Raw genomic sequence first — 26,277 nt, 5'->3', positions numbered from 1 at the left:
GCGTCTAGTTGGCAACGAAGTAACCTAAAAGCGCTGCGCCGATAATTGTTTCGATGGCGCCTCTCTTATAAATAAAGATCGCTACCGCTGCGACTGCGGCGATAGCAGCGACCTTGAGATCTAAGCCACCTACCCAGCCGTCGGGCCACCCTACGTGCATGGCAAAAAACAGAGCAAGGTTTGCAATCACACCCACCACGGCAGCGGTGACACCCGTGAGCGCAGCAGTGAACGCTAGTTTTCCGTGCGTGCTCTCGATAAAAGGGCCGCCAGCCAAGATAAAAATAAATGAAGGCAGAAACGTAAACCAGGTCACAACGCAAGCGGCGACGATGCCAGACAACACCGCGTGATCTGGTCCTAGAGCGCTCTGTGCAAAGGCGCCTACAAAACCTACGAAGGCTACGATCATGATGAGCGGGCCAGGGGTGGTTTCGCCGAGCGCCAAACCATCAATCATTTGGGTAGGAGTAAGCCAAGCAAAGGTCTCAACAGCTGCCTGATAGACGTAGGGCAACACTGCATAGGCGCCTCCGAACGTCAGCAACGCGGCCTTGGTAAAGAACCAAGCCATCTGTGTGATGGTGTGGTGCCAGCCCCAAAGCATAATCATTGCAAGCATGGGTACGCACCAGAGCACAACGGCAGCGCTCAGAATCATGTACAGCCTGCGATAGCTAAACAGTGTGTGTGGAGGTTGTGGACTGTGATCGTCGATGATTGCAGTCGTCGTTGATTGTTTATGTGCTGTGCTTGCGTGGCCGACAGAGAAGCTCTCGGGCGATCGTTTGCCGCCTAACCATCCGATCAGTGCTGCAACCGCAATGATCAACGGAAAAGGTAAGTCAAAGACAAACAGCGCTAAGAAAGATAGAACCGCAATCGTCCAGAGCCAGGGGTTGTGTAGCGTGCGGGAGCCAATGCGGTAGCTCGCCTGGATGACTAAAACGGTGACCGCGGGTTTGATTCCATAAAAAAGGCCAGCGACGATCTTGGTGTCACCATAGGCCATATAGACCCAAGATAATGAAACAATCAAGAGTAACGAGGGAAGGATAAAGAGCGTTCCGGCGACGATCCCCCCCCAGGTGCGATGCATGAGCCACCCAAGATAGGTCGCCAGTTGTTGAGCTTCTGGTCCCGGCAGGACCATACAAAAATTCAGAGCATGCAGGAAGCGCTTATCGGAGATCCAACGTCGCTTGTCCACCAGCTCTGTGTGCATCATGGCAATTTGCCCTGCAGGGCCGCCAAAACTTATAAACCCGAGCTTGAACCAAAACCAGAAGGCTTCGCGCCGACTGATGCCGACTGATGTTGGTTGTGGTGTATCGGGTGAGTTTTTTACATTGTGATTAGACATTGGCGTACGGTCCAAAATCAATGCACCATTTTGGATCTATTCATGGGCCAATTTGGTGCAAATTTGTATGTAATGAAAGATTTCGCGGCGATTGAAAGTAGCCGTCCGTTTGCCCGTTTGGGTATGCTTTCGGGCATCATACTTGCTTATGGTTTCTACATGCACCTTTACCAACAAATGCGTTGGTCAAAACCGTCCGAGTCGATGAGCGAAGCGGCGTTTTGGTCTTCCTGGCAAGCTCGACTTGAGCTGGACTTTAGTATTGCTCCAACGTCCGAGCTGGGTAAAACACGCCTGCACCATAAGCATTTCGGTCCGCTTCGGATTCAAAAGGCGTTGTATCCCGAGGGGGCGTCACCCTGTCACGCGATCATTGTGCATCCGCCAGGCGGAATCGCGGCAGGAGATCAGCTCGAGGTACAGGTCGCCTGTGAGGTCGGCAGTCACGGCTTGGTCACAACACCTTCTGCTGCAAAATGGTATGGCGCCGAGTCCGACACCGTGGCCTCGCAACAGATCGACATGACGCTAGATGGTTATTTTGAATGGCTACCTCAAGAAACAATTGTCTTTAATCGTGCGCGTGTTGTCTCCGACATCGCCATTCGTGTTTCCGCACAAGGTGCCACGATTGGTTGGGATCACTTGATTTTTGGACGCCAGGCATCAGGCGAGACTTTTGCGGAGGGGAACTTTAAGCAGACGTTACGCTTGGATGTTGACGGTGATTTAGTTTGGCTCGATCGTATGGTGCTGCAGGGGAGTGATCCTTTGTTTGCATCGCCTATCGGACTGCGTGGCCACTTTGCTTTTGCGACGATTTGGGCGGTCTTGCCGGGCGACAAGGAGTGGGGCGAAGCGGCTTTGCAAACGTTGCGGCTAGAGGCAAAGGGTGTTGCCTGGACCGTATTGCATCAGAGAGTCGTTGTAGGTCGTATTCTTGCTCCTGCAATGGACATCAAATTGTTATTACAAGCGGCGTGGATGAGTCTGCGCCCGATTGTTCTGGAGCGCCCGGCTGTGGCTCCTCGTTTGTGGGCAACTTAATCGTATTGTTGTGTAGAGGTCATGATGGATTTAACTCCAAGAGAAAAAGACAAATTGCTGATTTTCACTGCTGCACTTCTCGCGGAGCGGCGGCGTGCGCGGGGGCTGAAGCTAAACGTCCCTGAAGCAATCGCCTTGATCACTGCTGCGATCATGGAGGGCGCGCGCGATGGGCAAACCGTCGCCGAACTCATGAGCGTCGGTCGACACATTTTGACGCGTGCCGACGTCATGGAAGGGGTTGCAGAGATGATTCCAGACATACAAGTGGAGGCGACGTTCCCCGATGGGACCAAGCTTGTCACCGTTCATCAACCGATTCAATAAGGAAAGGCGATGACTACAACACCAATGATCCCAGGTCAGATGCTTGTCGCAGAGGGGGATATCGAAATGAATGTGGGGCGTGCGACTTGCAAAGTTACGGTTGCGAATACTGGCGATCGTCCCGTGCAGATTGGCTCGCACTACCACTTCGCAGAGACCAATGCGGCCTTGCGTTTTGATCGGCAGGCTGCCCGTGGGTTCCGTTTGAATATTCCAGCTGGTACTGCAGTGCGTTTTGAACCTGGACAGGAGCGCGAGGTTGAGCTGGTGGCATTGGCCGGTGATCGTATTGTGTATGGTTTTACAGGCGCTGTGATGGGAGCTCTGGATAAATGAAGATTTCAAAACAAGCGTATGCAGAAATGTTCGGCCCTACCACTGGGGATCGCGTGCGACTCGCGGATACTGCGCTCTTTGCCATGGTGGAAAAAGACTATACGGTCTACGGTGAAGAAGTGAAGTTTGGTGGTGGCAAGGTTATTCGTGATGGAATGGGGCAGTCACAACGCATGAGTAAGGACTGTGTGGATACGGTGCTCACGAATGCCTTGATTATTGATTATTGGGGCATTGTTAAAGCAGACATTGGTATCAAGAATGGACGCATCTCAGGTATTGGTAAGGCCGGCAACCCTGATATTCAGCCGGGCGTCACCATCGTCGTTGGACCAGCAACAGAGGTGATTGCAGCAGAGGGCATGATTGTGACCGCGGGCGGTATCGATAGCCATATTCATTTGATTTGCCCGCAACAAATTGAAGAGGCCTTGAGCTCTGGAGTGACAACTATGATTGGTGGTGGAACGGGACCCGCAACGGGGACCTTCGCTACCACCGTGACCCCTGGACCCTGGCACCTTGCACGTATGTTGCAGGCGATGGAGTCTTACCCGATCAACATTGGTCTACTAGGCAAAGGTAACGTCTCTGTTCCTGGCCCCTTGCATGAGCAAATTGAAGCGGGTGCTGTAGGTTTGAAGCTGCACGAGGATTGGGGCAGTACACCCGCAGCAATCGATAATTGTTTAACGGTTGCAGATGAAACCGATACACAAGTGGCGATTCACACAGATACCTTAAACGAGTCAGGCTTTGTCGAGGCGACGCTTGATGCCATTAAAGGTCGTGTGATTCACACATACCATACTGAGGGTGCGGGCGGCGGGCATGCGCCGGATATCATCCGCGTCTGTGGTGAAAGTAACGTCTTGCCGTCCTCCACCAATCCAACGCGGCCGTTCACAATCAATACCTTGGATGAGCATTTAGATATGTTGATGGTTTGCCACCATTTGGATGCGTCTATCGCCGAGGACATTGCATTTGCTGAAAGTCGGATTCGTCGCGAGACCATTGCGGCTGAAGATATTCTGCATGATATCGGTGCCTTTTCCATGATCTCGTCTGACAGTCAAGCGATGGGGCGTGTGGGTGAGGTCATTATGCGCACTTGGCAGACCGCACACAAAATGCGCGAACAGCGTGGCTCGTTAAGCGAAGCGGGATTCTCGGATCCGTCGACAAGCGATAACGCACGCATCAAGCGATACATCGCGAAATATACGATCAACCCTGCGATTACCCATGGCATGGCACATGAGGTTGGTTCAATTGAAGTCGGGAAGTGGGCCGATTTAGTTTTATGGCGTCCAGCGTTCTTTGGAGTCAAGCCATCGACAGTCATCAAGGGTGGTCAGATTGCGATGGCAGCCATGGGGGATCCCAATGCTTCAATCCCTACGCCGCAGCCCGTTCATTTTCGTCCGCAATTTGGTGCTGCGCATAGCGCAATCGCAACGAGTTGCATCACCTTCCTATCTGGTGTTGCGGTCCAGAGAGGACTGCCTGCCGAGCTTGGCTTACGGCGACAGATTGCCACCGTGCAAGGCATACGGACTCTAAAGAAATCAGATATGAAGTTGAACGATGCGACACCCAAAGTCACGGTGAGTCCAGAGAACTATAAAGTGTATGCGGATGGAGTTCTGTTAGATTGCCCACCCGCTAAGGTGCTGCCCATGGCGCAGCGCTACTTTTTGTTCTGAGGGGACGTGAATGGCTATTACCTTGACCATTAAACGTTCTGCCGATGATCCGGCGGTGCTCCAAGAGCCGGGAGTATCGCCACAGCCTTGGCCTGTTTTATCACTCTCTCTTGAGGACAGGCAGCGTTCGCGACTAGCCGCAATGCTCCCCAATGGTCGCGCGGTCGCCGTCATTTTGGCGCGCGGTGAGCAGATGCAGCATGGTGACGTACTGTGCGGAGAGCAGGGCGAACGCGTGCTCGTGCAAGCAGCTGTGCAGGAGCTCATGCAAATTCAAGCGACTAGTATGTATGAGTTAATGCGTTTGGTGTATCACCTCGCGAACCGTCATGTGCGAGCGATGCTTAAAGTTGATGCAGTACTGATTGAGCCTGATCCTGTGCTCGCCGAGATGGTGCGCGGTCTTGGAGGGGCTGTGACGTTGGTGCAAGAGCCTTTTATCCCTGAAGGCGGTGCTTATGTGAGTGGACAGGGTGGGGGAGGCCATCACCATCATTCGCATCCGGACGAGTGCGGCCTCGAGGCGCACGATCAGGCAATGGGTAATCTGGGTGAGGAGCTGTCGATTGCAGCCCACGCACGCAACAAACGCTGACGCCATTTTGGCGGCGCTGCACCTGGCAAGCCCTGCGCTGCCTGTGGGTGGGTTCGCGTACTCGCAGGGCTTGGAGCAAGCCATTGAAGACCGTTGGGTCACTGACATGCAAAGTGCCTACGTGTGGATTCGGGATGGTCTGGTTCTAAATTTGGCTAGGCAAGAACTACCTTGGTGGCTCGCTTGTTATCAAGCTGCCGCTGATCAGGACTGGGTTCGCGTCGTTCAGATTAACGAGCATTTGCACGCGCTGCGTGAGACCGGTGAATTTAGACTCGAGTCTGTGCAAATGGGTCATTCGATGGCAAAGTTATTTGCACAATGGCCGCAAGGCCAGTCTTTAGTGGCACTCACTGAGATTGTCTGGGTGTATCCGTCGGCCTACGCTGCGCTTGCAGCTGTGTCTGGTGTGACGCAGGATCTTGCATTATCTGCCTATCTATGGAGCTGGGTTGAGAATCAGGTGCTCGCAGCGGTCAAATCCGTACCGCTCGGGCAAATAGAAGGTCAGACCTTATTGCATCGCTTAAAGGGCGATATCGTGACAGCAATCGGAGTTGCACAGGGCACGGCGCCAGAGGTAGCGGGTTCTGCCGCTTTTGGGTTGGCAATCACGAGCGCTCGGCACGAAACACAATACAGCCGCTTATTTCGAAGCTAAGAGAACAAGGAGTATGTATGCAAAGTTCTAATCCCTTGCGTGTAGGTATTGGTGGTCCAGTTGGTTCTGGCAAGACGACGCTTGTAGAGGTCTTGTGCAAGCGTATGCGTGATCAGTACAAGTTGGCGGTGGTCACCAATGATATCTATACCAAAGAAGATGAGCGACTTTTGGTTGCGGCCGAGGCCCTGTCTGCAGATCGCATTATGGGTGTTGAAACCGGAGGCTGTCCGCATACGGCAATTCGCGAGGACGCTTCTATTAACCTTGAAGCGATCGATCGCATGCAAAAGAGGTTTCCTGATCTGGATTTGATTTTCATTGAGTCGGGCGGGGATAACCTCGCTGCTACATTTAGTCCAGACCTGTCTGACCTAACAATCTATGTGATTGACGTCGCGGGCGGTGAAAAAATCCCTCGCAAAGGTGGCCCAGGTATTACGCGCAGTGACTTGCTCGTAATTAATAAGACGGATCTCGCGCCCTATGTTGGAGCGAATCTGGAGGTCATGCGACACGATACGGCGCGTATGCGTGCTGACCGCCCTTGGGTGATGACAAATCTCAAATCGGGCGAAGGCTTGGATGAGGTCATCCGCTTTATCGAAAAAGCGGGATGCCTTAAAACGGAGTGAAGTTGCTTACGGCTTACGGATGAGCTTGATCCAGCCGTCGTCAAGCCAATCGGCTAGTTGCTCTCGTGCTTGCGGGGAGAGCCGTTTGGCGGCAGCATAATCCCCCGGGAGCTCTCTCGTATCCGCTAAGAGGCGAAGCCCTGGCTCGGCGCGCACTTTGGCAAGCTCGCCATTAATAAATAGTTGTTGCTCGCGATAGAGCATGCGTGTGCGGCGGTCTAGGGCCCAGTGGGTGTAGGGTGTATCGTCATCCCATCCCTCTGAATTAGGGTCGTGATCAAAGACGGCGGCTTGGTTCGGTTCGGTGAGCCAGCAACCTAGAAAACGCGTTGCAAGGGTTTCATCAAAGCGAATTTTTCGGGCAGCACGCACTGCCGCATCGCGAAGGCGGGTTGGGATTTCAGCGGGATGAGCGACTGCCGGTTGTGACGGATCGCGATAGAGCTTGTCTAAAGACGGGCCCGGGAGTGCGGGTTCGCCATAGGGGCCCGAGGCTAAGCCGCTGCGCGTGAGGATTTGATCGGCAGCAGCCTCCAGCATGCCACGCGCAAGCGCCGCTTCATCAGGTGCTCTAAACCCAATAGAAATTGTCATGCAATCATTATCAAGCGCCACGCCGTCATGAGCGGCTTGAGGCGGTAAATAGAGCATATCGCCTGGTTCGAGAATAAACGTTTCTTCGGGTTTGAACTTTTTTAAGATCTTGAGCGATAAGCCATCAATGAGCGTCAAGTCTTTTTGTTGTCCGAAGCTCCAGCGACGCCGGCCTTGGCCTTGCAACAGAAATACATCGTAACTGTCAAAGTGAGGACCTACGCCTCCGCCAATCGTTGCGAGACTAATCATCAAATCATCGAGTCGTGCGTCCGGCACAAACCGAAATTGATTCATCAGCGTACAGGCTGCATCGTCATGGATATCGACGCTTTGCACCAGCAAAGACCAATTTGGTTCGCTGGGTTTAGGTAAGCGAGCGAAAGGGCCGCGTTCCATCTGCCAGACCTTTTCTTCTTTCCACACCAGACGAGATTCGACATCGTCACGCCGACTCATCTTTTTGAGAGTCGCCGTGCTCAAGGGAGGGCGAAAATTGGGGAAGGCCTGCCTGATCAGCAAGGGCTTACGTTGCCAATATTCACGCATGAATTTGGAGGGTGTCAGACCCCCTAAGAGGTCGAGGGGCTTATCAGGATGCATGGCCAAGAACCTACGGTAATAGATTTTTTAATTGATACAGCGCATCAAGCGCTTCTCGGGGACTTAAGGTGTCGGGATCCAATTCAGCCAGAGCCTGACGCAACAACTCTTGTGCGGCTTGATCTTGAGCCGCCTCGGCGAGCATCGCTGCAGGCTCGTTCGGCTGGGCAAAGAGTCCGAGTTGTGGAGTAGGCGCACCTTGTGATTCAAGCCGTTCTAGTTCCCGTGCCGCGTGCCGAATGACCGCAGCAGGTACCCCCGCACGTTGTGCGACCTGAATGCCGTAGCTTCTACTTGCTGGACCATCTTTAACTTCGTGCAAAAAGACGATACCTGTGGGCGATTCCGCTGCGGCCAAGTGAACGTTCGCGGTATTGGTCTGTTCAGCTGGCATGCGGGTGATTTCGAAGTAGTGCGTGGCGAATAGTGTGAGTGCGCGATTGTGTGTGACGAGTCGTTGCGCAATCGACCAGGCGAGAGCTAAACCATCATAAGTGGATGTGCCACGACCAATTTCATCCATTAGGACGAGGCTTTGAGATGTACTCGAGGCTAGGGTTGCCGCGGCTTCAGTCATCTCCATCATAAAGGTCGAGCGACCTCCCGCAAGGTCATCTGCTGCACCAATGCGAGTAAAGATTCGGTCTAAGGGGCCAATCGCCGCACGGCGTGCGGGAACAAAACTACCAATGCGTGCCAAGAGTGCGATTAAGGCAACTTGTCGCATATAGGTCGACTTGCCACCCATGTTGGGGCCAGTGATGACAAGCAATGAACGTTGTGCATTCAAGACACAGCTGTTTGGAGTAAATCTTTCAATAGATCGTTCGACAACAGGATGACGACCCGATTCAATATCAATGCCTGCGTGCTCGAGTAGTTGAGGTGACACCCACTCGTGTAATTGAGCGTGATGCGCGAGAGCAACCAGTGTATCGAGTTCTGCGCAAGCGCTCGCACAGCCTGCAAGAGCATTGACGCTGGGGAGTAGTTGCTCTAAAAGTTGATCAAAGAGCCATTTCTCGCGTGCAAGAGAGCGGTCTTGTGCGGAAAGCACTTTGTCTTCCCAAATCTTTAGCTCAGGCGTGATGTAGCGTTCAGCGTTTTTTAATGTCTGACGACGACGGTAGTCTTCGGGGACTTTGTCCGACTGCGCGCGCGAGACTTCAATAAAAAAACCATGCACGCGATTGAACTCGACACGCAGGGTTGAAATCCCTGTGCGAGCACGTTCTCTCGCTTCGAGTTCGAGCAAGTATGTACCATTGTCGCTAGAAATTGACCGCAACTCGTCGAGCTCAGCATCCATGCCTGTGGCGATGACACCGCCGTCACGCACTTGTGCAGAGGGTTCTTCAGCGATTGCCCGCGCGAGCAGTGCGTGTAGCCCTTCCGGTGGGCATAGATAGGTTGCTAAAGCGTTCAGGCGCTCAGACTGTCGCGAGGCAGTCTCTAACTGCTTTTGGAGTTCAGGCAAGGCACCCAAGGCATCGCGCAAGCTAGCCAGTTCACGGGGGCGCACCGACAGCAAGGCGATACGCGTCGCGATGCGCTCTAGATCGGGCAGTCTATCCAATCCAGTGCGCAGAGCTTGAAGAACAGGAACGGCATGTAACAGTTCGCCGCGTTTTTGATTGGTGCCAAGTAGCGCTGCAATCGCGGTTTGACGGGCAAGCACTGGGGCATTGTCGCGTAGAGGGTGGTGTATCCACCTCCTGAGTAAGCGGCTTCCCATCGGTGTGCAGCAACCATCTACGATGGATAGAAGGGTTGGCGCTTCTTCGCCAGAGATGGTGCGTGTTAACTCCAGATTTCGGCGTGTCGCAGGATCCATGAGGACGTATTGACTAGCTCGATCCGCACTCAGGCTTTGTATGTGAGATAAGGTCTGTGTTTGTGTGCGACCTGCATAACGCAATAAAGCCCCTGCGGCGCAAATCGCAATCGGCAAGTCATCGATGTCATAACCAGACAACGATTGAGTATTAAAGTGCTTAAGCAGATGCGCTTGCGCTTGCTCCGCTTCAAAATGCCAAGAGGGCACGCGCGTCGTGGCACACGATAAGGTGAAGCTTGGCTGGGAATCCTCTGCAAAGATCACTTCTGCAGGCTCAATGCGGTGCAGTTCAGAGTCCAGCGCGTCCGCGGCACATTCTGAAATTTTGAATTCACCGCTGGCAAGGTTGAGCCAGGCGAGTCCAGCGCGACCAGACTTATTTGATTTCGTGGGGACAAAGACTGCCGCAACACAGCGATCTGCCTTTGCCGGAAGTAGTGCCTCGTCAGTTAAGGTGCCTGGCGTGACGATCCGCACAATCTTTCGCTCGACGGGCCCCTTGCTTGTTGCAGGGTCGCCAATTTGTTCGCAGATCGCGACTGACACGCCTGCAGCGACGAGTTTCGCTAGATACTGCTCCGCGGCATGAAAGGGCACCCCGGCCATCGGTATAGGAACGCCATTTGACGAGCCTCGGCGTGTGAGGGTCAGATTCAAGAGGCGTGCGCCGCGCTCCGCATCCTCATAGAACATTTCATAGAAATCGCCCATGCGGTATAGCAACAACAGTGGCCCCGCCTCGGCTTTGAGGCGCAGATACTGTTGCATCATCGGAGTGTGATGTTCGATGGTGGCTGGCGTAGGATCGTGTTCTGACATGGAATGTATGGCGTGCGCATGCGAGCAAATAGATGTCAAGTGTAAGGCACGCGGCCTAGTTTGGCTTGAGGGTCCAGAGATTGCTTTTTAGCCTGAGGGAGTTCTCTATAATCTCTCATCAATTATTCGCAGACACGACATTTAGTCACAAGGTAAAAAATCATGATTTCAAAGATCGTTCCAGACCTAGAGGCGGCGATGGCTGGCATTCAGGATGGGGCTGTAGTGTTGATTGGGGGCTTTGGTGGGGCGGGTCAGCCCAATGAGCTCATCCAAGGTCTCATCGCCCAAGGCGCTCGGGAACTCACCATTGTCTGTAATAACGCGGGCGCTGGCGATACGGGTATCGCTGCGCTTTTAGCAGCGGGCCAGGTGCGTAAAGTAGTCTGTTCGTTTCCTCGGCAGGCAGACTCTTATGTTTTTGATGGACTCTACCGTGCGGGGAAGCTGGAGTTAGAGCTGGTTCCGCAAGGCACGCTTGCTGAACGTATTCGCGCGGGTGGCGCAGGAATTGGTGGTTTCTTTACGCGTACGGCGGTGGGAACACAGTTAGCCGAGGGCAAGGAAGTGCGTCATATTGACGGGGATGACTACATTCTTGAAGCGCCCATCAAGGCAGATGTGGCGATTATCAAAGCCCATCGTGCAGACCGTTGGGGCAACTTGATCTACAACAAGACCGCTCGCAATTTTGGTCCTGTGATGGCCACGGCCGCCAAGCTCACGATCGCGCAGGTCAATGAGATCGTCGAGCTTGGGGAGTTAGATCCAGAGGCTATCGTGACACCTGGCGTCTACGTCAAGCGTGTTGTAAAAATTGCAGGTGGAGCAAAACAATGAAACGCATTTCACGAGACGAGATTGCAGCGCGCGTTGCACGCGATATTCCAGAGGGAGCGATTGTTAATTTGGGCATCGGCTTGCCAACCAAGGTCGCTAACTACCTTCCTAAAGATAAAGATATTTTCTTGCAAAGCGAAAACGGTGTGTTGGGTATGGGGCCAGCTCCTGCCCCAGGACAAGAGGATTTTGATTTGATCAATGCGGGCAAACAACCCGTTACCCTGCTGCCAGGTGGAAGCTATTTTCATCATGCAGATTCTTTTGCAATGATGCGCGGTGGCCACCTTGATATCTGCGTGCTTGGTGCCTTTCAAGTTGCACGCAATGGCGACTTAGCAAATTGGTCAACGGGCGAGCCAGGTGCGATTCCTGCAGTGGGTGGTGCGATGGACTTGGCAGCCGGTGCCCGAGACGTCTTTGTGATGATGGAGCTGCTCACCAAAGAGGGTGAGAGCAAACTTGTTGAAACGTGCACCTATCCGCTGACAGGTTTACGTTGCGTATCGCGTGTCTACACAGATGTCGCTGTGTTTCAGATTGAGCCGGGGGGCGTTGTGCGTGTGGTTGACGATGTCTCTGGCGCAGGTCAAGACGAGTTGCGGCGCATGACTGGGCTAGACCTCGTTTTTTAAAGCGCTATTCGTCAACCAGTTTGTTCAGGCGCTGAGCATCTAGCTTGGCGGCTTGGCCTTCGACTTTCGAGCCCATTGATTCGATTGTTTGGCAGAGATGGGCGATGCGCGCATCCTGCTTAGATACGTGCGTAATTAACTCATGTAACGCTTTGACGAGTGGATCTGCTGCTGCAGGGTCAACGGCGTAGGCGGTGAAGGCTGCGCCCTCGATTGGTGCTGTTTTTGCAGGACCTTTGTCGAGCATGGCCTGGATGGGCGCGGCATCCCAGTCCGAATCACAGGGCGAGATCTTTGTTGATGTTGTGGTCGCCGGTGTCGCAGCTGAACTGGAGTCTGTTGTGCTGGGAGCAGCATCCACTTCGATAATGCGTGCGGGGTTCCCGACCGCGGTGGCGCCAGCGGGTACGGGTTTGACGACAACGGCATTTGATCCAATGCGTGCACCATCTCCAACAGTAAAGCCACCAAGCACTTGCGCACCAGCACCCACTACAACACCTTTACCAAGAGTTGGATGCCGCTTGGCTCCCTTGTATAGACGCGTGCCCCCGAGCGTGACACCCTGATAAATCGTACAGTCGTCACCGATCTCGGAGGTTTCGCCGATCACTACACCAAAGCCGTGGTCAATAAACACGCGACGGCCTATTGTCGCACCGGGGTGAATCTCGATGCCTGTGAGCATGCGGCTCAGATGGGAGACCATTCGCCCGAGCCAGTAAAACTTTGCTTGCCATAAACGATGTGCGAGTTTGTGCGCCATGATGGCGTGCAGACCTGGATAGCAAGTCAGGATTTCTAACTTGCTGCGTGCAGCAGGGTCTCTCTCGAGAATGCAGGCAATGTTTTCGCGCAAAGAGTTAAACATGATGTTTAAAGCTTAGCGTAAATCACAAGTTGCTACTGAATTAACCCGCTTAGTGAGAAGGATTGCCCTGTTTTGTGCCACGCGCCGTCGCGATCATGGCGGTGCAAACGCCGCGCCACATGTCTACCTCGTCTTGAGTGAGGTCTCCGCGATTGAAGAGGTGACGCATACGAGGCATAAGTTTCTTAGGATGCTCTGGGTCTAAAAAACCGACCACTTCAAGTGCCTCTTGCCAATGAGTGAGCAGAGCTTGGACAGCCTGGCTGCTAGCGGGCTGCCCGCCACGATCTTTGCTCGTGCGATTGTTAGTGAGACTGGCGGACAGTGCGTTGGGTGCAGTTTGGGCGTTCAGTAGGGCATACCGCAGCTCCCAAGCCCCTAACTGAAGCGCCTGAGAGACATTTAGTGAGCTGTAGGCTGGATTGGCGGGTATGTGGCAGACCCGGTGGCAGAGTTCGATGTGTTCATTCGTCAGGCCGGAGCGCTCGGTGCCTACTACCAGTGCAACGCGCGCGTTTGGATGCTGGGCTAAGTGTGCTTGTGTGAGGTGGGCAGCTTCTCGGATATCGCAGGCGGGCGGGCCGAGCTCGCGATCCCGGGCAGTCAGGGCGAAGGCCAGGGTAATCGGGGCGAGCGCCTCTTGGAGGCTGTTAACCGTCAGTGCGGCTGCGAGCACATCGCTTGCACCGCTTGCTAAGGCGATCGCTTCTGGTTGGGTGGTAATTTGCTCAGTCTTTGGGGAGACGAGCACAAGATCGTCAAACCCCATGGTTTTGATCGCCCGGGCTGCCGAGCCGACGTTTCCGGGGTGGCTCGGCTCGGTCATTACGAAGCGAACACGGGAAAAATCAGGAGTCATTTAAAATCCCGCTTTAGCTTATTAAAAAATAGACACAAATATGCACCCGATGCTTAATACCGCCATCAAGGCGGCCCGGCGAGCCGGATCGATTATTAACCGTGCAAGCCTTGATCTCGAGCGCTTGCAAGTGGCACGCAAAGGGCCTCGCGATTATGTCACGGAAGTCGATCGTGGCGCTGAAAGTGCCATTATGGAGGTGCTCAGCACAGCCTACCCAGATCACACGTTCATGGCCGAAGAATCAGGTGTGGTGGGTCACACGCCTGAAGGAGAGCTTGCAGCTAACGAGTGGGTGATCGATCCCTTAGATGGCACGACGAACTTTATTCATGGTTTTCCGCACTATGCGATTTCTATTGCCCTGCGCCAGCGCGGGCAGATTAATCATGCTGTGATCTACGATCCGGTCCGAAATGAACTGTTTACGGCTAGCCGCGGGGGCGGGGCATTTTTAAATGACCGTCGTATGCGTGTGTCGTCGCAACTGAAATTCCCTGATGCGTTGCTAGGCGCCCGCTGGCCTGGTTCAGTCGGACCCGACGAGACCTCTGCACCGCGCTTCCTAGAAATGGCGCGCGGTTGTGCGGGTGTCAGGCGCACGGGCTCAGCTGTTTTGGATTTGGCCTACGTTGCGGTGGGTCGCTTGGATGGCTTCTGTGGCCTCGGTCTAAAACAATGGGATATGGCTGCCGCAAGTTTGATGGTGTTAGAAGCCGGTGGCTTGATTGGCGATCTTGATGGTGAGCAGTCTTGGATGGAGTCAGGCAATGTGATTGCGGCGACTCCCAAGATTTTTACGCAAATGCTTGGCATGGTGCAGGGCGACCGCGCAAAATAGTCTTAAACGGGTACCACCGCACACAGGGGTTGTCCCTGCGGTGGCTCGGCAATATCGGCTACTATTGAAGCGTTAGAAACTCTCGGAGCCCTCTATGGAGTGGCTGCTTGACCCTACAATTTGGGTCGGCTTGTTAACACTTGTCATACTTGAGATCGTTCTCGGTATCGACAACCTGATCTTCATCGCAATTCTTGCCGATAAGCTACCCCCGGCCGAGCGTGAACGTGCGCGCATCATTGGCCTGTCGCTCGCGCTCATCATGCGACTGGGCTTGCTGGCCGGGATGTCCTGGCTTGTGCAACTCACCGAACCTTGGCTTGTGTTCGGTCCAGTCAGTTTATCGGGCCGCGATCTGATTCTGATCGTGGGCGGCTTTTTCCTGCTGTTTAAAGCGACACTCGAACTCCACGAGCGCCTTGAGGGAAACCGTCAGCAGGCCACGACTGCGCGCGTCTATGCCAGTTTTTGGGTCATCGTGACGCAGATCGTCGTGTTGGACGCCGTATTCTCGCTGGACGCTGTCATTACCGCTGTTGGGATGGTTGATAGCCTGGCAGTCATGATGATCGCTGTGGTGATCGCAGTATTGATCATGCTGGTGGCATCCAAGCCTCTGACCAAGTTTGTGAATGAGCATCCCACAGTCGTCGTACTTTGCCTTGGCTTTCTGTTGATGATTGGCTTTTCGCTGGTTGGAGAAGGCTTTGGCTTCAAGATACCTAAGGGTTACTTGTATGCTGCGATCGGCTTTTCTGTGCTCATCGAACTTCTTAATCAATTTGCGCGTCGCAATGGTTTAAGGCTTGAGGCCAAGCGACCGATGCGCGAGCGCACGGCTGAGGCTGTATTGCGCATGCTGGGGAAGCCCTTGCCCGAAGATGTAGTGGTGCAGGCGCCCAGCGAGCAACAGCAAGACGCGCCTGTGACGTTCGGGGTCGAGGAGCGCAATATGGTGAGCGGTGTCTTGACCTTAGCTGAGCGCACCATTCACTCTGTCATGACACCGCGCACAGAAATCTCCTGGATCAATCTCGACGATGATCCGCAATTGATTCAAAAACAAATCGCAGAGGTACCGCATAGCTTCTTTCCTGTTTGTCGTGGCTCTGTTGATGAGGTGCTAGGAATTGGTCGTGCGAAAGAAATGATTGCCGATCTATTGACCCACGGCAATGTACGTCGAGCGAGCCTGCGTGAGCCAATCATTGTGCACGACACCATCAGCATTATTCGTTTGATGGATACGCTAAAGCGCTCACGTGGACAGTTGGTGCTTGTGGCTGACGAGTTCGGGACGATACAAGGCCTGGTTACACCCATCGATGTGTTTGAAGCGATTGCTGGAGAGTTCCCAGATGAGGACGAAACGCCAGATATTGTTGCGAGCGGGGCTAACGAATGGGAAGTAGACGGTGCCGCCGACTTGCATCAGTTAGAGCAAGTGCTGGATACCGAGGGACTAGTGGATGAGGATGAAGATTTCACAACGCTTGCAGGCTATCTGCTGTCTCGTTTCGGGCAGCTGCCAGCCAAAGGGGATCACTGTGAGTTCAATGCGCCACATGCGCACTTTAAGTTCGAGGTCTTGCGCATTGAAGGCCGTCGCATTGCCCAAGTACGCGTCACCAAACTCGCTCCGCTATCGGATGTAACGTCCGACTAGCGAGGAGTCAGGTCAAATAGGCTCAGGCCGTCCTCATCGATCACCATCCAGCCGCCACGCGGCTTCCGGTTTTCGTCGGAGAGGTCACAATCCCAATCGGGTAAGACCCAGCGCTCGCAACGATTGCCATCCACCGTCAGTACATTGCGGCCAGGACGATGGGTGTGACCATGCACGATCAAGGACACGTTGTGCGCCCGAATTGCAGCGGCAACGGTGTCAGCGTTTACGTCCATGATCTCGCTTGACTTAGTTTGATTAGCCACCATGCTTTCGCCCCGAGCTTGTGCAGCGAGCGTGAGGCGTTCGGGAATACTTTTGGCCAAGAATCCGCTTTGCCAGGCGGGGTTGCGCACCATCGCTCGAAACTGCTGATAAGCGACATCGTCAGTGCAGTACTCATCGCCGTGACTCAAGAGCATTGTTCTACCTGCGATCGTGACCAACACTTGCTCCGGAAGCAAGTTTGCGCCCAGGCCTGCCGTCAGGGCTTCGCCCATTAAAAAGTCGCGGTTGCCTCGACCCAGCCACACAGGGATTTTCGCAGCGCAGGCTTTGATCGCCATTAGGTCGAGCGCCAACCATGGCGGTGCCACAACGGCAACGTCATCGCCAATCCACGCATCGAAGATGTCACCAGGCAATAGCAGAGCCGATGCTTCTTTCGACGCGAGTTTCAAAAAATCACGAAAAGCTTCGGATGTCCCGGTAGTGTGCTGACCCAGATGGACATCGGAGGCGAGCCACACGGGCCCGTTTAATGCAATCTTATTCAATGACGGCTGCCTTGGTAATGATCACGTCTGTAGTCGGTACATTTTGGTGAAAGCCACTGTTCCCTGTGGCGACACCTTTCATTTTGTCCACAACATCTTTGCCTTCAACAACCTCACCGAAGACTGCGTAACCCCAGCCTTGGGCAGTGGGGGCGGTGTGATTTAGGAAGTCGTTGTTAGCGACGTTGATAAAGAATTGAGCGGTCGCGGAGTGCGGATCTTGGGTGCGTGCCATCGCCAAGGTGTACTTATTATTTTTGAGGCCATTATTGGCTTCGTTTTCCACAGGTGCTTTGGTTGGTTTTTGCTTAAGACCTGGCTCAAAACCACCGCCTTGGATCATAAAGCCATCGATCACGCGATGAAAAATCGTGCCATCAAAAAAACCATCATTGACGTAAGCCAGAAAATTGGCAACGGTCTTTGGTGCTTTGGCTGCATCTAAAGAGATGATGATATCGCCTTGGCTAGTGGTCATTTTGACGCGTGGGTTGGTGCTCATGGTTACGCCTTGTTTTTGGTTCGTGGTTGAGGGAGGTGCCGCTTGCGCGGTCAAAAATAAGAAGGGGAGAAGCCCCGCAAAGGTCAGGGTGCGCAGTGCGTGCCGCAAGTGAGATGAGTTGATCATTTTTTTGTCGATTCAATAATATCGGTGACCGAACGGATGCGCGGGCGTAAGTCGGTTGCGCCCGCTTTGACTGCTCGCTCGTAGGCTCTGAGAGCCAGAATGAGTTGTACATCACCAAGATTTGCCTGTGTCATGGATGAGTTCGGATTGATCATGATCGACATTTCTAGCGCGCGTCGAGCCTGCTCGAGCTCATCGCGTTTGACATACAAATCTGCCAGGTTATTCCAAGGCTCTGGTAACTCGGGGAAGCGCATGGTCATGCGCTGATAAATCGCCTCGGCCTCGGGTAGGCGTTTAAGCTCCGTCAGAAGCCTCGCGTGTAAGAACATAAGCTGTACATCTGTGCCGGGAGTGTGTCGGTTTGCCTCGATAGCCTGACGTTTTTCCACTGCATCTAGCGCTTCTTTGAGTCGTCCGGTTCGAATTAAACCTTCGATCCGCTGGCTAACTTCTGCAGGGCTCAGCGGGATTCTAGTATCGATCCCGGGCGCAATCGCATCCAGTACTTTGGCAAGACCGTCCCAACCGCCTTCGGGTGGCTTGTCACCGATGATAAGCTCTGGGCCGCTGCCAGGAACGGCGGAGGGCAGTTGTTGGCGAGGTGTTTGACGCGTGCTTGGCTCCACGGGGTCGTTTGCTAGCGGATTGATGTTGCGCCCGGGCGTTCCGGGATAAGTTGACTGGGCCTGCGCGTGCATGGGCCATAGTGCCACCACGCAGGTAGCGACTAAAACGGACGCAATGCTTTTAGGCAGGTTCAAGGTGGACAATCCTCAATTGCTATACTTGACGATCCGCATTTTAGCTCTGCTTTTAGGTTACCAAACGCTAGACGGCATATTTTGCCTGGATTGGCTCAAAAGCTCCTTTTTATCCCTACCGCATGCTCCAGATCTACGATTCGCTCTCCAGGACCAAAAGACCCTTTTCTCCGCTCAAGGCTGGGCAGGTTGGGCTGTATGTTTGCGGAATGACTGTCTATGACTACTGTCATCTCGGGCATGCCAGAATGCTAGTCAGCTTTGATGTGGTTCAGCGTTGGCTAAGAGCCTCAGGTCTACAGGTGACCTATGTTCGAAATATTACCGATATTGATGACAAAATCATCAAACGGGCCGTGCAGAGTAATCGTCGTATTTCCGAGGTCACGGAATTTTTTATTGAAGCCATGCACGCCGACGAGCGGGCACTTGGCGTACAAGCGCCGGACCATCAACCCTGCGCCACGGAGTACGTAGGTGACATGCTTGGCATTATCAAGCAGTTGGAGCACAACGGTTTAGCCTATCAGGCCGAGGATGGCGATGTGAACTTTGCGGTTCGAGGCTTTCCAGATTACGGGAAACTGTCAGGCAAGTCGCTTGATGATCTGCGTGCCGGTGAGCGGGTAGCTGTTGTTTCCTCAAAGCGCGATCCGTTGGATTTTGTGCTTTGGAAATCCGCTAAAGAACATGAGCCTGCAGATACCCGTTGGGAGTCCCCCTATGGCTGGGGGCGGCCTGGCTGGCACATTGAGTGTTCTGCCATGAGTAAGGCACTCTTAGGTGTTCCGTTGGATATTCATGGAGGTGGTCCTGACCTCAAGTTTCCACATCATGAAAATGAGATCGCCCAGACGGAAGGCGCTTTCGGTGGCACCTTGGCCAACACCTGGATGCATTGCGGTCCGCTCATGGTTGATGCGGACAAAATGTCTAAGTCGTTGGGTAACTTCAAAACAATTCGTCAAACGATCGGTAAGGGTAGCGTTGCTGAGGGTGCTGACGAGGCGTCGGACTACGACGTGAATCCACGTGAAGCGGAAATGCTGCGGTTTTTTATTGTGCGTAATCATTACCGTAGCGCACAAAACTATGCACCAGACAATTTGATCGATGCGCAGCTCTCACTAGATCGTTTATATCAAACGGTGCAAAACACAACTCCGAGTGCCGCGGCGCAGGTGGATTGGTCCACCCCGCAGGCGATCGCCTTTCGTGAGGCGATGGACGACGATTTCAACACCGCCGGTGCAGTAGCCGCATTATTTGACTTGGCGGGTCAGGTGAATCGCACACAGGATGCAGCGCTTTGTGCGCAGTTAAAGGCGCTTGCAGGGGTGTTGGGTTTGTTACAGCAAGAGCCAGCGGTTTATTTTCAAAGCGCCACCCGTTATACGCGCCGTGCGATCGAAGAAGCCTCGTCGGGGCAGAGCGCAATGGGCGCGGCCTTGATGCTCGAGCCAGAGATTGAAGCCTTGATTGCTGCTCGAGCCGCGGCAAAAAAGGCCAAAAATTTTGCGGAAGCGGACCAAATTCGTGCAACACTGAAAGCCGCAGGAATCGAGCTTGATGACAAGCCCGGTGGGTTGACTCAGTGGCGTCGTGCCTAAGGTTCTTGATATGCCGGATACCGTCGGACAAACGATTAAGCCAGACTATTGGGATGCGGCCGTTGCGCACCTGATGCGACGTGATCGCATCATGAAAAGGCTTATTCCGAAGTTTCCAAACATAAGTCTAGTCTCGAGGGGTAATCCCTTCATGACGCTGGCCCGCTCGATTGTTGGGCAGCAGATTTCTGTGAAAGCCGCGGAGTCAGTGTGGCAACGTCTTTTGCTGGAATGTGGCAAGCGCCCAACGCCGGCCTCGGTTCAAAAGGCTGGTGTCGAAAAATTGCGCGCAGCCGGATTGTCAGGTCGTAAGGCTGAGTACATTCTTGATCTATCCACCCACTTTTCTGAAAAACTCGTACACCCCAAAAAATGGGCAACGATGGATGATGAGTCGGTCATTACCGAATTGACCGCAATTCGCGGGATTGGTCGGTGGACGGCTGAGATGTTTTTGATTTTTAATTTACAGCGCCCTGATGTTTTGCCGCTGGATGATGTCGGTTTGCTCAACGCAATCTCGTTACACTACTTCAGTGGTGAACCCGTGTCTCGTTTTGAGGCTAGGGAGGTTGCGCAGGGCTGGCAGCCTTGGTCTACAGTGGCGACATGGTATTTGTGGCGTAGTCTGGACCCCGTTCCAGTGGAATATTGATTTAGCGTCGTTGTTCAAAGAGTCGATGAAATATGCGTAATACTTTTTTAGAGTTCGAACAGCCTCTTGGCGAGTTAGAAGGCAAGATCGAGCAACTGCGCTATGTGCAAGCTGATTCGGCCGTTGATATCTCGGACGAAATCAATCGCTTACAGCAAAAAAGTCAAACCTTAGCCAAAGATATCTATGCCAAGCTCACGCCTTGGCAAACGTCGATGGTTGCGCGCCATCCGCAGCGTCCTTACACGCTCGATTACGTCCGAGAGATTTTTACTGACTTCCATGAATTGCATGGCGATCGCATGTATGCCGATGACTTGTCGATCGTGGGCGGCATGGCACGTTTCAACGGTGCGCCCTGCATGGTTATTGGTCATCAAAAGGGCCGTGATACGAAAGAGCGTGCTGCGCGTAACTTCGGGATGCCACGCCCCGAGGGCTACCGCAAGGCGATGCGTTTGATGCGACTCGCCGAAAAATTCAATTTACCTGTGTTTACGTTTGTTGACACACCAGGTGCGTACCCCGGCATCGGCGCAGAAGAGCGCGGGCAATCGGAAGCGATTGGCCACAACCTGTATGCGATGGCTGAACTGCGTGTGCCCATTATCTCGACGATTATCGGCGAGGGTGGTTCGGGTGGCGCGTTGGCGATCGCTGTTGGTAATGTTGTGATGATGTTGCAGTACTCAACATACTCGGTCATTTCACCTGAAGGATGCGCGTCGATTCTCTGGCGTAGTGCTGATAAAGCCTCAGAGGCTGCAGCTGCGTTAGCGATCACGGCAGATCGCTTGAAAGAGTTTGGCTTGATTGATCGCATTGTGAATGAGCCTGTGGGTGGCGCGCATCGTGATCCACGTGTGATGGCGCGCTTATTACGCCGCTCACTCGCGGATGCACTACGTCAACTCTCTGGCATGACCCCCGAGCAACTTATTGAACATCGTCTTGAACGGCTGCTTTCTTATGGTCGCTTTCAAGAGGTTCGTGCGTAGAGGCTTGGTTGTCAGTATCGTCTGACACCAGCCCTGAACAAGGCCAAGTGCTGCATGCGGCGCTGGTGAGGTCACTCGCAGCGCTACCGCCTCGCGCCGCTGTTGCGGTTGCCTTAAGCGGAGGGATCGACTCAGTTGCTCTTGCTCTTGTAGCAAGGCAAGTGTGTAACGAGACAGAGCATCCTTTATATTTTTTTCATGTCCATCACGGGTTGTATGCACAAGCCGACGCGTGGGCTGCGCACTTGCAAGTCTTCGCCAATGATTTAGATACTCCTTTATTTTTGCGCCGCGTGGCGGTAGAGCAAGACTCTGGCCTGGGTATTGAGGCTGCAGCAAGGAATGCACGTTACCTCGCGCTTACCGATCTCGCGGCTACTCAGGACGTGAAGGCGATTCTGCTAGCGCATCATCGGCAGGACCAGGCTGAGACGGTCTTGCTTAGGTTGCTGCGGGGCGCAGGTGTGTTGGGTTTGGGTGCCATGCACGCAGATGTGTTGCGGGGTGCTTTGCGGCTCGTGCGGCCCTGGCTCGAGATTGACCGAGACGCCCTTGTGGCTCAGACGCGTGCATACACAGAAAGATCTGGCTGGGAGCCCATTACAGACCCCAGTAATCTCGATGCACAATTTGCCCGCGGGGCATTGCGTGCAGAGCTCATTCCGGTGCTTGAGGCTCGTTGGCCTGCCTGGCGCCAGACCTTGACCAGACACGCAAAGCAAGCGCAAGAGACCTCGCAAATCTTGGATGAGGTGGCTGCCACGGATTGGCAAGCGCTTGAGCCCGACCTTGAGGGCTCGAGCTTTAGCTTGCAGCGCTGGCGTAATCTGAGCGAACCGCGCCAGGCTTTGGTTTTACGGTACTGGCTTAACCAGCAGTGTGTTGCCATGCCAGGCGAGCGCCGGTTGGCCGAGTTAATGCGCCAACTGCGCCAATTGCATGCCTTGGGGCATGACCGAGGGCTGCTCTGGCAGCACGGCGTGCATCGGGTTCAGTGCCTGCGGGGGCGGGTTTCCTTGTCTTCGGGCTAAAATAGTGGACTTTGCTCCTGCCTCACGGCATTTTTGCTCAAAATATCATGGCACTCATTGTTCACAAGTACGGCGGCACGTCGATGGGTTCGGTCGAACGCATCAAAAACGTTGCGCGTCGGGTCGCTAAATGGCACGCAGCGGGCCACCAGGTCGTTGTGGTGCCGTCAGCAATGTCTGGCGAGACCAATCGACTCTTAGGCTTAGCTAAAGAGCTTTCTGAAACAGCAGATGGTCGCGAGTTGGATATGATCGCTGCGACCGGCGAACAGGCTTCAAGCGGACTTCTCGCGATTGCCTTGCAAGCGGCGGGCTTACAAGCACGTAGCTACGCAGGTTGGCAGGTTCCGGTCCGTACCGATTCGTCTTTTACCAAGGCGCGCATTACCTCGATTGACGACAAGCGTATCCGTGCAGATCTTGATGCCGGTCGTGTCGTTGTTGTGACGGGCTTTCAAGGTGTCGATGATGACGGACACATCACTACGCTCGGTCGTGGAGGCTCTGACACATCGGCTGTAGCCGTGGCGGCAGCTCTGAAGGCAGATGAGTGTTTGATTTACACCGACGTTGATGGTGTCTACACGACGGATCCGCGTGTTGAGCCTGATGCGCGACGCTTGAGCGTGATTTCTTTTGAAGAAATGCTTGAGATGGCTTCGCTTGGCTCCAAAGTGCTACAGATTCGCTCTGTCGAGTTTGCCGGTAAATATCGTGTGCCGACCCGGGTGCTGTCGTCATTGACCGACCCAGATATTCCGCTGGACGAAGAAATGCGTTCCGGAACCCTGATTACCTTTGAGGAAGATGAAAAAATGGAAGCAGCCGTTGTTTCAGGCATAGCCTTTAGCCGCGATGAAGCCAAAGTGACACTGCTTGGCGTGCCCGATAAGCCAGGCGTTGCCTTTGCAATCTTGGGACAAGTGGCAGATGCCAATATTGATGTCGATATGATCGTGCAGAACCAGTCTGTGGATGGCACGACCGACTTCTCGTTTACGGTTCACCGTAACGAATTTGCACGTACGCTGGCTGTGATCAGGGACAAGATCGCACCCGAGGTCAAACCGCGCGAAGTCTTGTCGGATGACAAGGTCGCTAAAGTTTCGATCGTGGGCATTGGTATGCGTTCGCACGCGGGTGTGGCAAGCTTGATGTTCAAGACACTCGCGCAGGAAAACATCAATATTCACATGATCAGCACAAGCGAAATCAAGACCTCTGTCGTGATCAGTGACAAGTACATGGAGCTGGCGGTGAGGGCACTGCACAAGGCGTTTGGTTTAGAGACGGCGCCTGCGAAAAAGCCTTAATCTTTGGTTTATCAGGGCAGGGGCTAGCCATGCTAGAATCTTGCCTTGGTTTGGAGGCGTGCCCGAGCGGCTGAAGGGGCTCCCCTGCTAAGGGAGTATGTGAGCTAAAACTTGCATCCAGGGTTCGAATCCCTGCGCCTCCGCCAAAACTTAAGTTTCGAACCTGCTACGCAGAGATTCGATATGCCACGAGCCCCGCACAGTGCGGGGCTTTGCGGTTCTGGCGCGTGACTATGGTCATCCGCAGCGCCTCACTTTGGTCCAAGATCAAGTCAAGTTAGACCCCGTGATGGGTGTACTGGGTGGGAATCGTCAAGATATAGATCATTGGGCTCTCTCCAGATTTTTCTCCGTCGGATATGGGATACCCAAATCCCTTTCGCATGCCTAGATCGATCAAATGTGCTTTTTGTCAAAATGACATATTGTTTATTTTGTGATATGATTTTCGAAATCTAAATTTTTTTGATGTTCGGTGAAAAGTTGTGCTTTCTGGCTGACGGTACTTAATTTATTTGTCCTCGGTTTGGTTATGTGTTGGCCCCTTTGGGCCCTTGGTTTGATAACTGCTTTGTACGCTTCGCGACCAACTGGAGTCGACAGAGTGCAAACACCAAAGTCGGGTTCGGCCACATATGATTTTCTCTCTAAATATTGCGGCTCTCACTCAATTGAGGCTAATCGCCCAGCGCAGCTTGCGCAAGCCAATGCGACTATGCCAGGCGCTAGACGGTGTATGTATTTCCCCAACCGCTGATCACTTATCGCCTCTGGTGCACCCCCACTACTGCGCTGCGGGCGTATCTTCGCCGCAGCAAAACTGTTTGGAAATTAGTGTGATCCGAGCATGGGTGTCTAAGTTCGGAGCGCTGACGTTAGCTGTGACACTGGGCGTTAGCTGTTTATTCGCCACCAGTCCTGTTTGGGCTACTTGTAGTGGTAACCCAGTCATCAGTCAGAATGTAACTGCAGCTGAAAAGCTCACATTACAACTGTGCAGTTTAACAGTTGATAGTGGCGGCTCGATTTCGTCTCCAATTTATTATGGTATTGCCAACGGCGGTACCATAACAACGCTAACTAATGCTGGCTCGATTTCGGCTACTGGTGCTAGCAGCTATGGTGTCTTGAACAGTGGCACCATAACAACGCTGAACAATACCGGCATGATTTCTGTTTCCGACAATAGTGACTCCTTCAGTATCCGTAACTACAGCATCATCACGACGCTTAACAACCAGCAAGGTGCCGGTAGCGTTAGTGGCGCCCTGACTTACACGGGTGTTTTGCCAACAAACTACAACATTATTATTATCAATTCGTCCACTTACGGACGACTCTCCGCAACGGCAGTGACCGGCACGATGGTGTTTGGCGTATCGAGTTTGTCGACAGCGGGTAGTTCAATTATCAATAGCACGCTGAGTGCGGTGCTAAGAGGCATCACCTCCGCTCAACTGGGTTTGGGCGGTGCAACAAGTTACAGCGCTACTTTCTTTGGCTATACATTTACTCTTTCCGAGACAGATTCAGTCAATCATATTTGGAACTTGACGATCACGAGTTATAGCAGCGGTGAAAGTAGTGACAGTACATCGAGCATTGCAGCAGGCACGAGCGTGAGTTTAAGTAGCGTCGGCGCCACAGCAAATCCGGTTCTTTCCGGTGGTACGTTAGTGCTTGGTAATGGTGATAACTCAAGCTTAGCCTTTACGGTATCAAGCGCAGGCGGCACAATTACATCGCCCAGCGGTGGCTCTGCAACCCTGTCCGGTATTTTCTCTGGCGTAGGTGGATTGACGTTTAACGGCACGGGCACAACGATCTTTACCGGTGCCAACACGTATAGCGGCGGCACGACGGTGGCATCGGGAACACTATCTATAGCCGGCGCATCACCTACCGGCACAGGTGACGTCCTCATAGCATCTGCCGGTACCTTGATGGGTACGGGCACGATTGCAGGCAACCTGAGTGTCGGGGGTGTAATCAAACCTGGTAACTCGCCAGGCTATCTCGTGGCCTCGAGGAACGTATGGATGAACACGGGTTCAACCTATCAACAAGATATTGCAGGTTTGACTCAAGCGAGCAGCACAACACCATTGGGTGCCACAGGTTACTACTCGCTGTTGAGCGTTGGTGGGCAGTTCACAATCAATTCCGGTACGACCTTAACGCCACGCCTCTCGAACTTGTTTAACGCAAGCGAGTCAGGCTACGGTAGTGCGATCTATGTTCCAGCACTTGGTGATCGCTTCCGC

Annotated in this window: 25 protein-coding genes and 1 tRNA gene; 18 read left to right on the top strand and 8 right to left on the bottom strand. The window is 53.6% G+C overall.

Going from position 1 to position 26,277, the window contains the following annotated elements:
* Positions 1-4: 4 nt before the first annotated feature.
* Positions 5-1,363, bottom strand: coding sequence for a chromate efflux transporter (chrA, locus tag KZZ10_RS11510; RefSeq protein WP_259661673.1), 1,359 nt, complete (start codon positions 1,361-1,363; stop codon positions 5-7).
* A 42-nt stretch (positions 1,364-1,405) separates the two neighbouring features.
* Between chrA and KZZ10_RS11505 the strand changes: the two genes are divergently transcribed.
* Genes KZZ10_RS11505 through ureG form a run of 7 tightly spaced genes read left to right on the top strand, consistent with a single transcriptional unit; the run spans position 1,406 to position 6,673 of the window.
* Positions 1,406-2,410 (top strand): urease accessory protein UreD, encoded by a 1,005-nt coding sequence (locus KZZ10_RS11505; RefSeq protein ID WP_259661672.1) that lies wholly within the window; start codon positions 1,406-1,408, stop codon positions 2,408-2,410.
* A 24-nt stretch (positions 2,411-2,434) separates the two neighbouring features.
* Positions 2,435-2,737 carry an urease subunit gamma gene (locus KZZ10_RS11500; RefSeq protein WP_259662202.1) on the top strand — a complete coding sequence of 101 codons (303 nt, stop codon included), beginning with the start codon at positions 2,435-2,437 and terminating at the stop codon, positions 2,735-2,737.
* A gap of 24 nt (positions 2,738-2,761) precedes the next feature.
* Positions 2,762-3,073 (top strand): urease subunit beta, encoded by a 312-nt coding sequence (locus KZZ10_RS11495; protein ID WP_259662201.1) that lies wholly within the window; start codon positions 2,762-2,764, stop codon positions 3,071-3,073.
* Positions 3,070-4,782, top strand: coding sequence for an urease subunit alpha (gene ureC, locus KZZ10_RS11490; RefSeq protein WP_259661671.1), 1,713 nt, complete (start codon positions 3,070-3,072; stop codon positions 4,780-4,782). Before KZZ10_RS11495 ends, ureC begins: the two co-directional genes overlap by 4 nt.
* 10 nt (positions 4,783-4,792) lie before the next feature.
* Entirely contained in the window at positions 4,793-5,377 is a 585-nt protein-coding gene (locus KZZ10_RS11485; RefSeq protein WP_259661670.1) for an urease accessory protein UreE, read from the top strand.
* Complete coding sequence (locus KZZ10_RS11480) at positions 5,349-6,038, top strand: urease accessory protein UreF (protein WP_259661669.1); 690 nt, start codon at positions 5,349-5,351, stop codon at positions 6,036-6,038. The genes KZZ10_RS11485 and KZZ10_RS11480 overlap by 29 nt, the downstream gene beginning before the upstream one ends.
* A 17-nt stretch (positions 6,039-6,055) precedes the next feature.
* Positions 6,056-6,673, top strand: coding sequence for an urease accessory protein UreG (gene ureG / locus KZZ10_RS11475; RefSeq protein ID WP_259661668.1), 618 nt, complete (start codon positions 6,056-6,058; stop codon positions 6,671-6,673).
* A gap of 6 nt (positions 6,674-6,679) precedes the next feature.
* Here the strand turns inward: ureG and KZZ10_RS11470 are convergent, their stop codons facing one another.
* Positions 6,680-7,870: a cupin domain-containing protein gene (locus KZZ10_RS11470; RefSeq protein ID WP_259661667.1), complete on the bottom strand. Its 1,191-nt coding sequence runs from the start codon at positions 7,868-7,870 to the stop codon at positions 6,680-6,682.
* 10 nt (positions 7,871-7,880) lie between these two features.
* A complete protein-coding gene (mutS, locus tag KZZ10_RS11465; protein WP_446001718.1) occupies positions 7,881-10,526 on the bottom strand; it encodes a DNA mismatch repair protein MutS in 2,646 nt (881 codons plus the stop codon).
* A gap of 162 nt (positions 10,527-10,688) precedes the next feature.
* On the opposite strand from mutS, the gene KZZ10_RS11460 reads away from it, so the two are divergent.
* Positions 10,689-11,366: a 3-oxoacid CoA-transferase subunit A gene (locus KZZ10_RS11460; protein ID WP_259661666.1), complete on the top strand. Its 678-nt coding sequence runs from the start codon at positions 10,689-10,691 to the stop codon at positions 11,364-11,366.
* Positions 11,363-12,001, top strand: a complete 639-nt coding sequence (locus tag KZZ10_RS11455) for a 3-oxoacid CoA-transferase subunit B (RefSeq protein WP_259661665.1) — start codon at positions 11,363-11,365, stop codon at positions 11,999-12,001. Before KZZ10_RS11460 ends, KZZ10_RS11455 begins: the two co-directional genes overlap by 4 nt.
* Positions 12,002-12,005: 4 nt before the next feature.
* Here the strand turns inward: KZZ10_RS11455 and cysE are convergent, their stop codons facing one another.
* Together cysE and KZZ10_RS11445 are read right to left on the bottom strand one after the other, a co-directional pair.
* Complete coding sequence (gene cysE, locus KZZ10_RS11450; RefSeq protein WP_259661664.1) at positions 12,006-12,872, bottom strand: serine O-acetyltransferase; 867 nt, start codon at positions 12,870-12,872, stop codon at positions 12,006-12,008.
* Between the two features lie 49 nt (positions 12,873-12,921).
* A complete protein-coding gene (locus tag KZZ10_RS11445; protein WP_259661663.1) occupies positions 12,922-13,731 on the bottom strand; it encodes an RNA methyltransferase in 810 nt (269 codons plus the stop codon).
* 40 nt (positions 13,732-13,771) lie between these two features.
* Here KZZ10_RS11445 and KZZ10_RS11440 point away from each other — a divergent pair, with 40 nt between their 5' ends.
* The gene (locus KZZ10_RS11440; protein ID WP_259661662.1) at positions 13,772-14,572 is read left to right on the top strand and encodes an inositol monophosphatase family protein; all 801 of its coding nucleotides are present in this window, start codon (positions 13,772-13,774) and stop codon (positions 14,570-14,572) included.
* Positions 14,573-14,666: 94 nt separating this feature from the next.
* A complete protein-coding gene (locus KZZ10_RS11435; RefSeq protein ID WP_259661661.1) occupies positions 14,667-16,238 on the top strand; it encodes a TerC family protein in 1,572 nt (523 codons plus the stop codon).
* Here the strand turns inward: KZZ10_RS11435 and KZZ10_RS11430 are convergent.
* The 3 genes from KZZ10_RS11430 to KZZ10_RS11420 form a co-directional block, all read right to left on the bottom strand.
* Positions 16,235-17,014: a UDP-2,3-diacylglucosamine diphosphatase gene (locus KZZ10_RS11430; RefSeq protein ID WP_259661660.1), complete on the bottom strand. Its 780-nt coding sequence runs from the start codon at positions 17,012-17,014 to the stop codon at positions 16,235-16,237. The two genes, KZZ10_RS11435 and KZZ10_RS11430, sit on opposite strands and share 4 nt — an antisense overlap.
* Positions 17,007-17,516 carry a peptidylprolyl isomerase gene (locus KZZ10_RS11425; protein ID WP_311133559.1) on the bottom strand — a complete coding sequence of 170 codons (510 nt, stop codon included), beginning with the start codon at positions 17,514-17,516 and terminating at the stop codon, positions 17,007-17,009. The genes KZZ10_RS11430 and KZZ10_RS11425 overlap by 8 nt, the downstream gene beginning before the upstream one ends.
* A gap of 122 nt (positions 17,517-17,638) precedes the next feature.
* Complete coding sequence (locus tag KZZ10_RS11420) at positions 17,639-18,406, bottom strand: tetratricopeptide repeat protein (protein WP_259661658.1); 768 nt, start codon at positions 18,404-18,406, stop codon at positions 17,639-17,641.
* Positions 18,407-18,528: 122 nt separating this feature from the next.
* Here KZZ10_RS11420 and cysS point away from each other — a divergent pair, with 122 nt between their 5' ends.
* The 7 genes from cysS to KZZ10_RS11385 all read left to right on the top strand — a co-directional run.
* Positions 18,529-20,016, top strand: a complete 1,488-nt coding sequence (gene cysS / locus KZZ10_RS11415; protein WP_259661657.1) for a cysteine--tRNA ligase — start codon at positions 18,529-18,531, stop codon at positions 20,014-20,016.
* Between the two features lie 10 nt (positions 20,017-20,026).
* A complete protein-coding gene (locus KZZ10_RS11410) occupies positions 20,027-20,671 on the top strand; it encodes a DNA-3-methyladenine glycosylase family protein (protein WP_259661656.1) in 645 nt (214 codons plus the stop codon).
* A gap of 32 nt (positions 20,672-20,703) precedes the next feature.
* On the top strand, positions 20,704-21,669 hold the full coding sequence (locus KZZ10_RS11405) for an acetyl-CoA carboxylase carboxyltransferase subunit alpha (RefSeq protein WP_259661655.1): 966 nt from the start codon (positions 20,704-20,706) through the stop codon (positions 21,667-21,669).
* Positions 21,670-21,677: 8 nt separating this feature from the next.
* The gene (tilS, locus tag KZZ10_RS11400; protein WP_259661654.1) at positions 21,678-22,700 is read left to right on the top strand and encodes a tRNA lysidine(34) synthetase TilS; all 1,023 of its coding nucleotides are present in this window, start codon (positions 21,678-21,680) and stop codon (positions 22,698-22,700) included.
* Positions 22,701-22,747: 47 nt separating this feature from the next.
* Positions 22,748-24,013: an aspartate kinase gene (locus KZZ10_RS11395; RefSeq protein WP_259661653.1), complete on the top strand. Its 1,266-nt coding sequence runs from the start codon at positions 22,748-22,750 to the stop codon at positions 24,011-24,013.
* 52 nt (positions 24,014-24,065) lie between these two features.
* Positions 24,066-24,159: transfer RNA gene (locus tag KZZ10_RS11390), tRNA-Ser, on the top strand.
* 489 nt (positions 24,160-24,648) lie between these two features.
* Positions 24,649-26,277 (top strand): autotransporter-associated beta strand repeat-containing protein (locus tag KZZ10_RS11385; protein WP_259661652.1); only part of this gene is annotated, 1,629 nt, incomplete at its 3' end.

This window comes from Zwartia hollandica (assembly GCF_019923725.1).
GTDB lineage: Bacteria > Pseudomonadota > Gammaproteobacteria > Burkholderiales > Burkholderiaceae_B > Zwartia > Zwartia hollandica.
Note: the sequence above shows the minus strand (reverse complement) of the source record. Positions and strands in the feature narration are given on the sequence as shown.

Bases quoted from the DNA above. Each gene is read 5' to 3' on its own strand.
- ureG (WP_259661668.1), top strand. From the start codon at position 6,056: ATGCAAAGTTCTAATCCCTTGCGTGTAGGTATTGGTGGTCCAGTTGGT.
- KZZ10_RS11395 (WP_259661653.1), top strand. From the start codon at position 22,748: ATGGCACTCATTGTTCACAAGTACGGCGGCACGTCGATGGGTTCGGTC.
- KZZ10_RS11460 (WP_259661666.1), top strand. From the start codon at position 10,689: ATGATTTCAAAGATCGTTCCAGACCTAGAGGCGGCGATGGCTGGCATT.
- KZZ10_RS11500 (WP_259662202.1), top strand. From the start codon at position 2,435: ATGGATTTAACTCCAAGAGAAAAAGACAAATTGCTGATTTTCACTGCT.
- KZZ10_RS11505 (WP_259661672.1), top strand. From the start codon at position 1,406: ATGGGCCAATTTGGTGCAAATTTGTATGTAATGAAAGATTTCGCGGCG.
- KZZ10_RS11440 (WP_259661662.1), top strand. From the start codon at position 13,772: ATGCACCCGATGCTTAATACCGCCATCAAGGCGGCCCGGCGAGCCGGA.
- KZZ10_RS11485 (WP_259661670.1), top strand. From the start codon at position 4,793: ATGGCTATTACCTTGACCATTAAACGTTCTGCCGATGATCCGGCGGTG.
- mutS (WP_446001718.1), bottom strand. From the start codon at position 10,526: ATGTCAGAACACGATCCTACGCCAGCCACCATCGAACATCACACTCCG.
- KZZ10_RS11470 (WP_259661667.1), bottom strand. From the start codon at position 7,870: ATGCATCCTGATAAGCCCCTCGACCTCTTAGGGGGTCTGACACCCTCC.
- KZZ10_RS11495 (WP_259662201.1), top strand. From the start codon at position 2,762: ATGATCCCAGGTCAGATGCTTGTCGCAGAGGGGGATATCGAAATGAAT.
- KZZ10_RS11425 (WP_311133559.1), bottom strand. From the start codon at position 17,516: ATGAGCACCAACCCACGCGTCAAAATGACCACTAGCCAAGGCGATATC.
- KZZ10_RS11455 (WP_259661665.1), top strand. From the start codon at position 11,363: ATGAAACGCATTTCACGAGACGAGATTGCAGCGCGCGTTGCACGCGAT.
- chrA (WP_259661673.1), bottom strand. From the start codon at position 1,363: ATGTCTAATCACAATGTAAAAAACTCACCCGATACACCACAACCAACA.
- ureC (WP_259661671.1), top strand. From the start codon at position 3,070: ATGAAGATTTCAAAACAAGCGTATGCAGAAATGTTCGGCCCTACCACT.
- cysE (WP_259661664.1), bottom strand. From the start codon at position 12,872: ATGTTTAACTCTTTGCGCGAAAACATTGCCTGCATTCTCGAGAGAGAC.
- KZZ10_RS11435 (WP_259661661.1), top strand. From the start codon at position 14,667: ATGGAGTGGCTGCTTGACCCTACAATTTGGGTCGGCTTGTTAACACTT.
- KZZ10_RS11445 (WP_259661663.1), bottom strand. From the start codon at position 13,731: ATGACTCCTGATTTTTCCCGTGTTCGCTTCGTAATGACCGAGCCGAGC.
- cysS (WP_259661657.1), top strand. From the start codon at position 18,529: ATGCTCCAGATCTACGATTCGCTCTCCAGGACCAAAAGACCCTTTTCT.
- KZZ10_RS11410 (WP_259661656.1), top strand. From the start codon at position 20,027: ATGCCGGATACCGTCGGACAAACGATTAAGCCAGACTATTGGGATGCG.
- KZZ10_RS11405 (WP_259661655.1), top strand. From the start codon at position 20,704: ATGCGTAATACTTTTTTAGAGTTCGAACAGCCTCTTGGCGAGTTAGAA.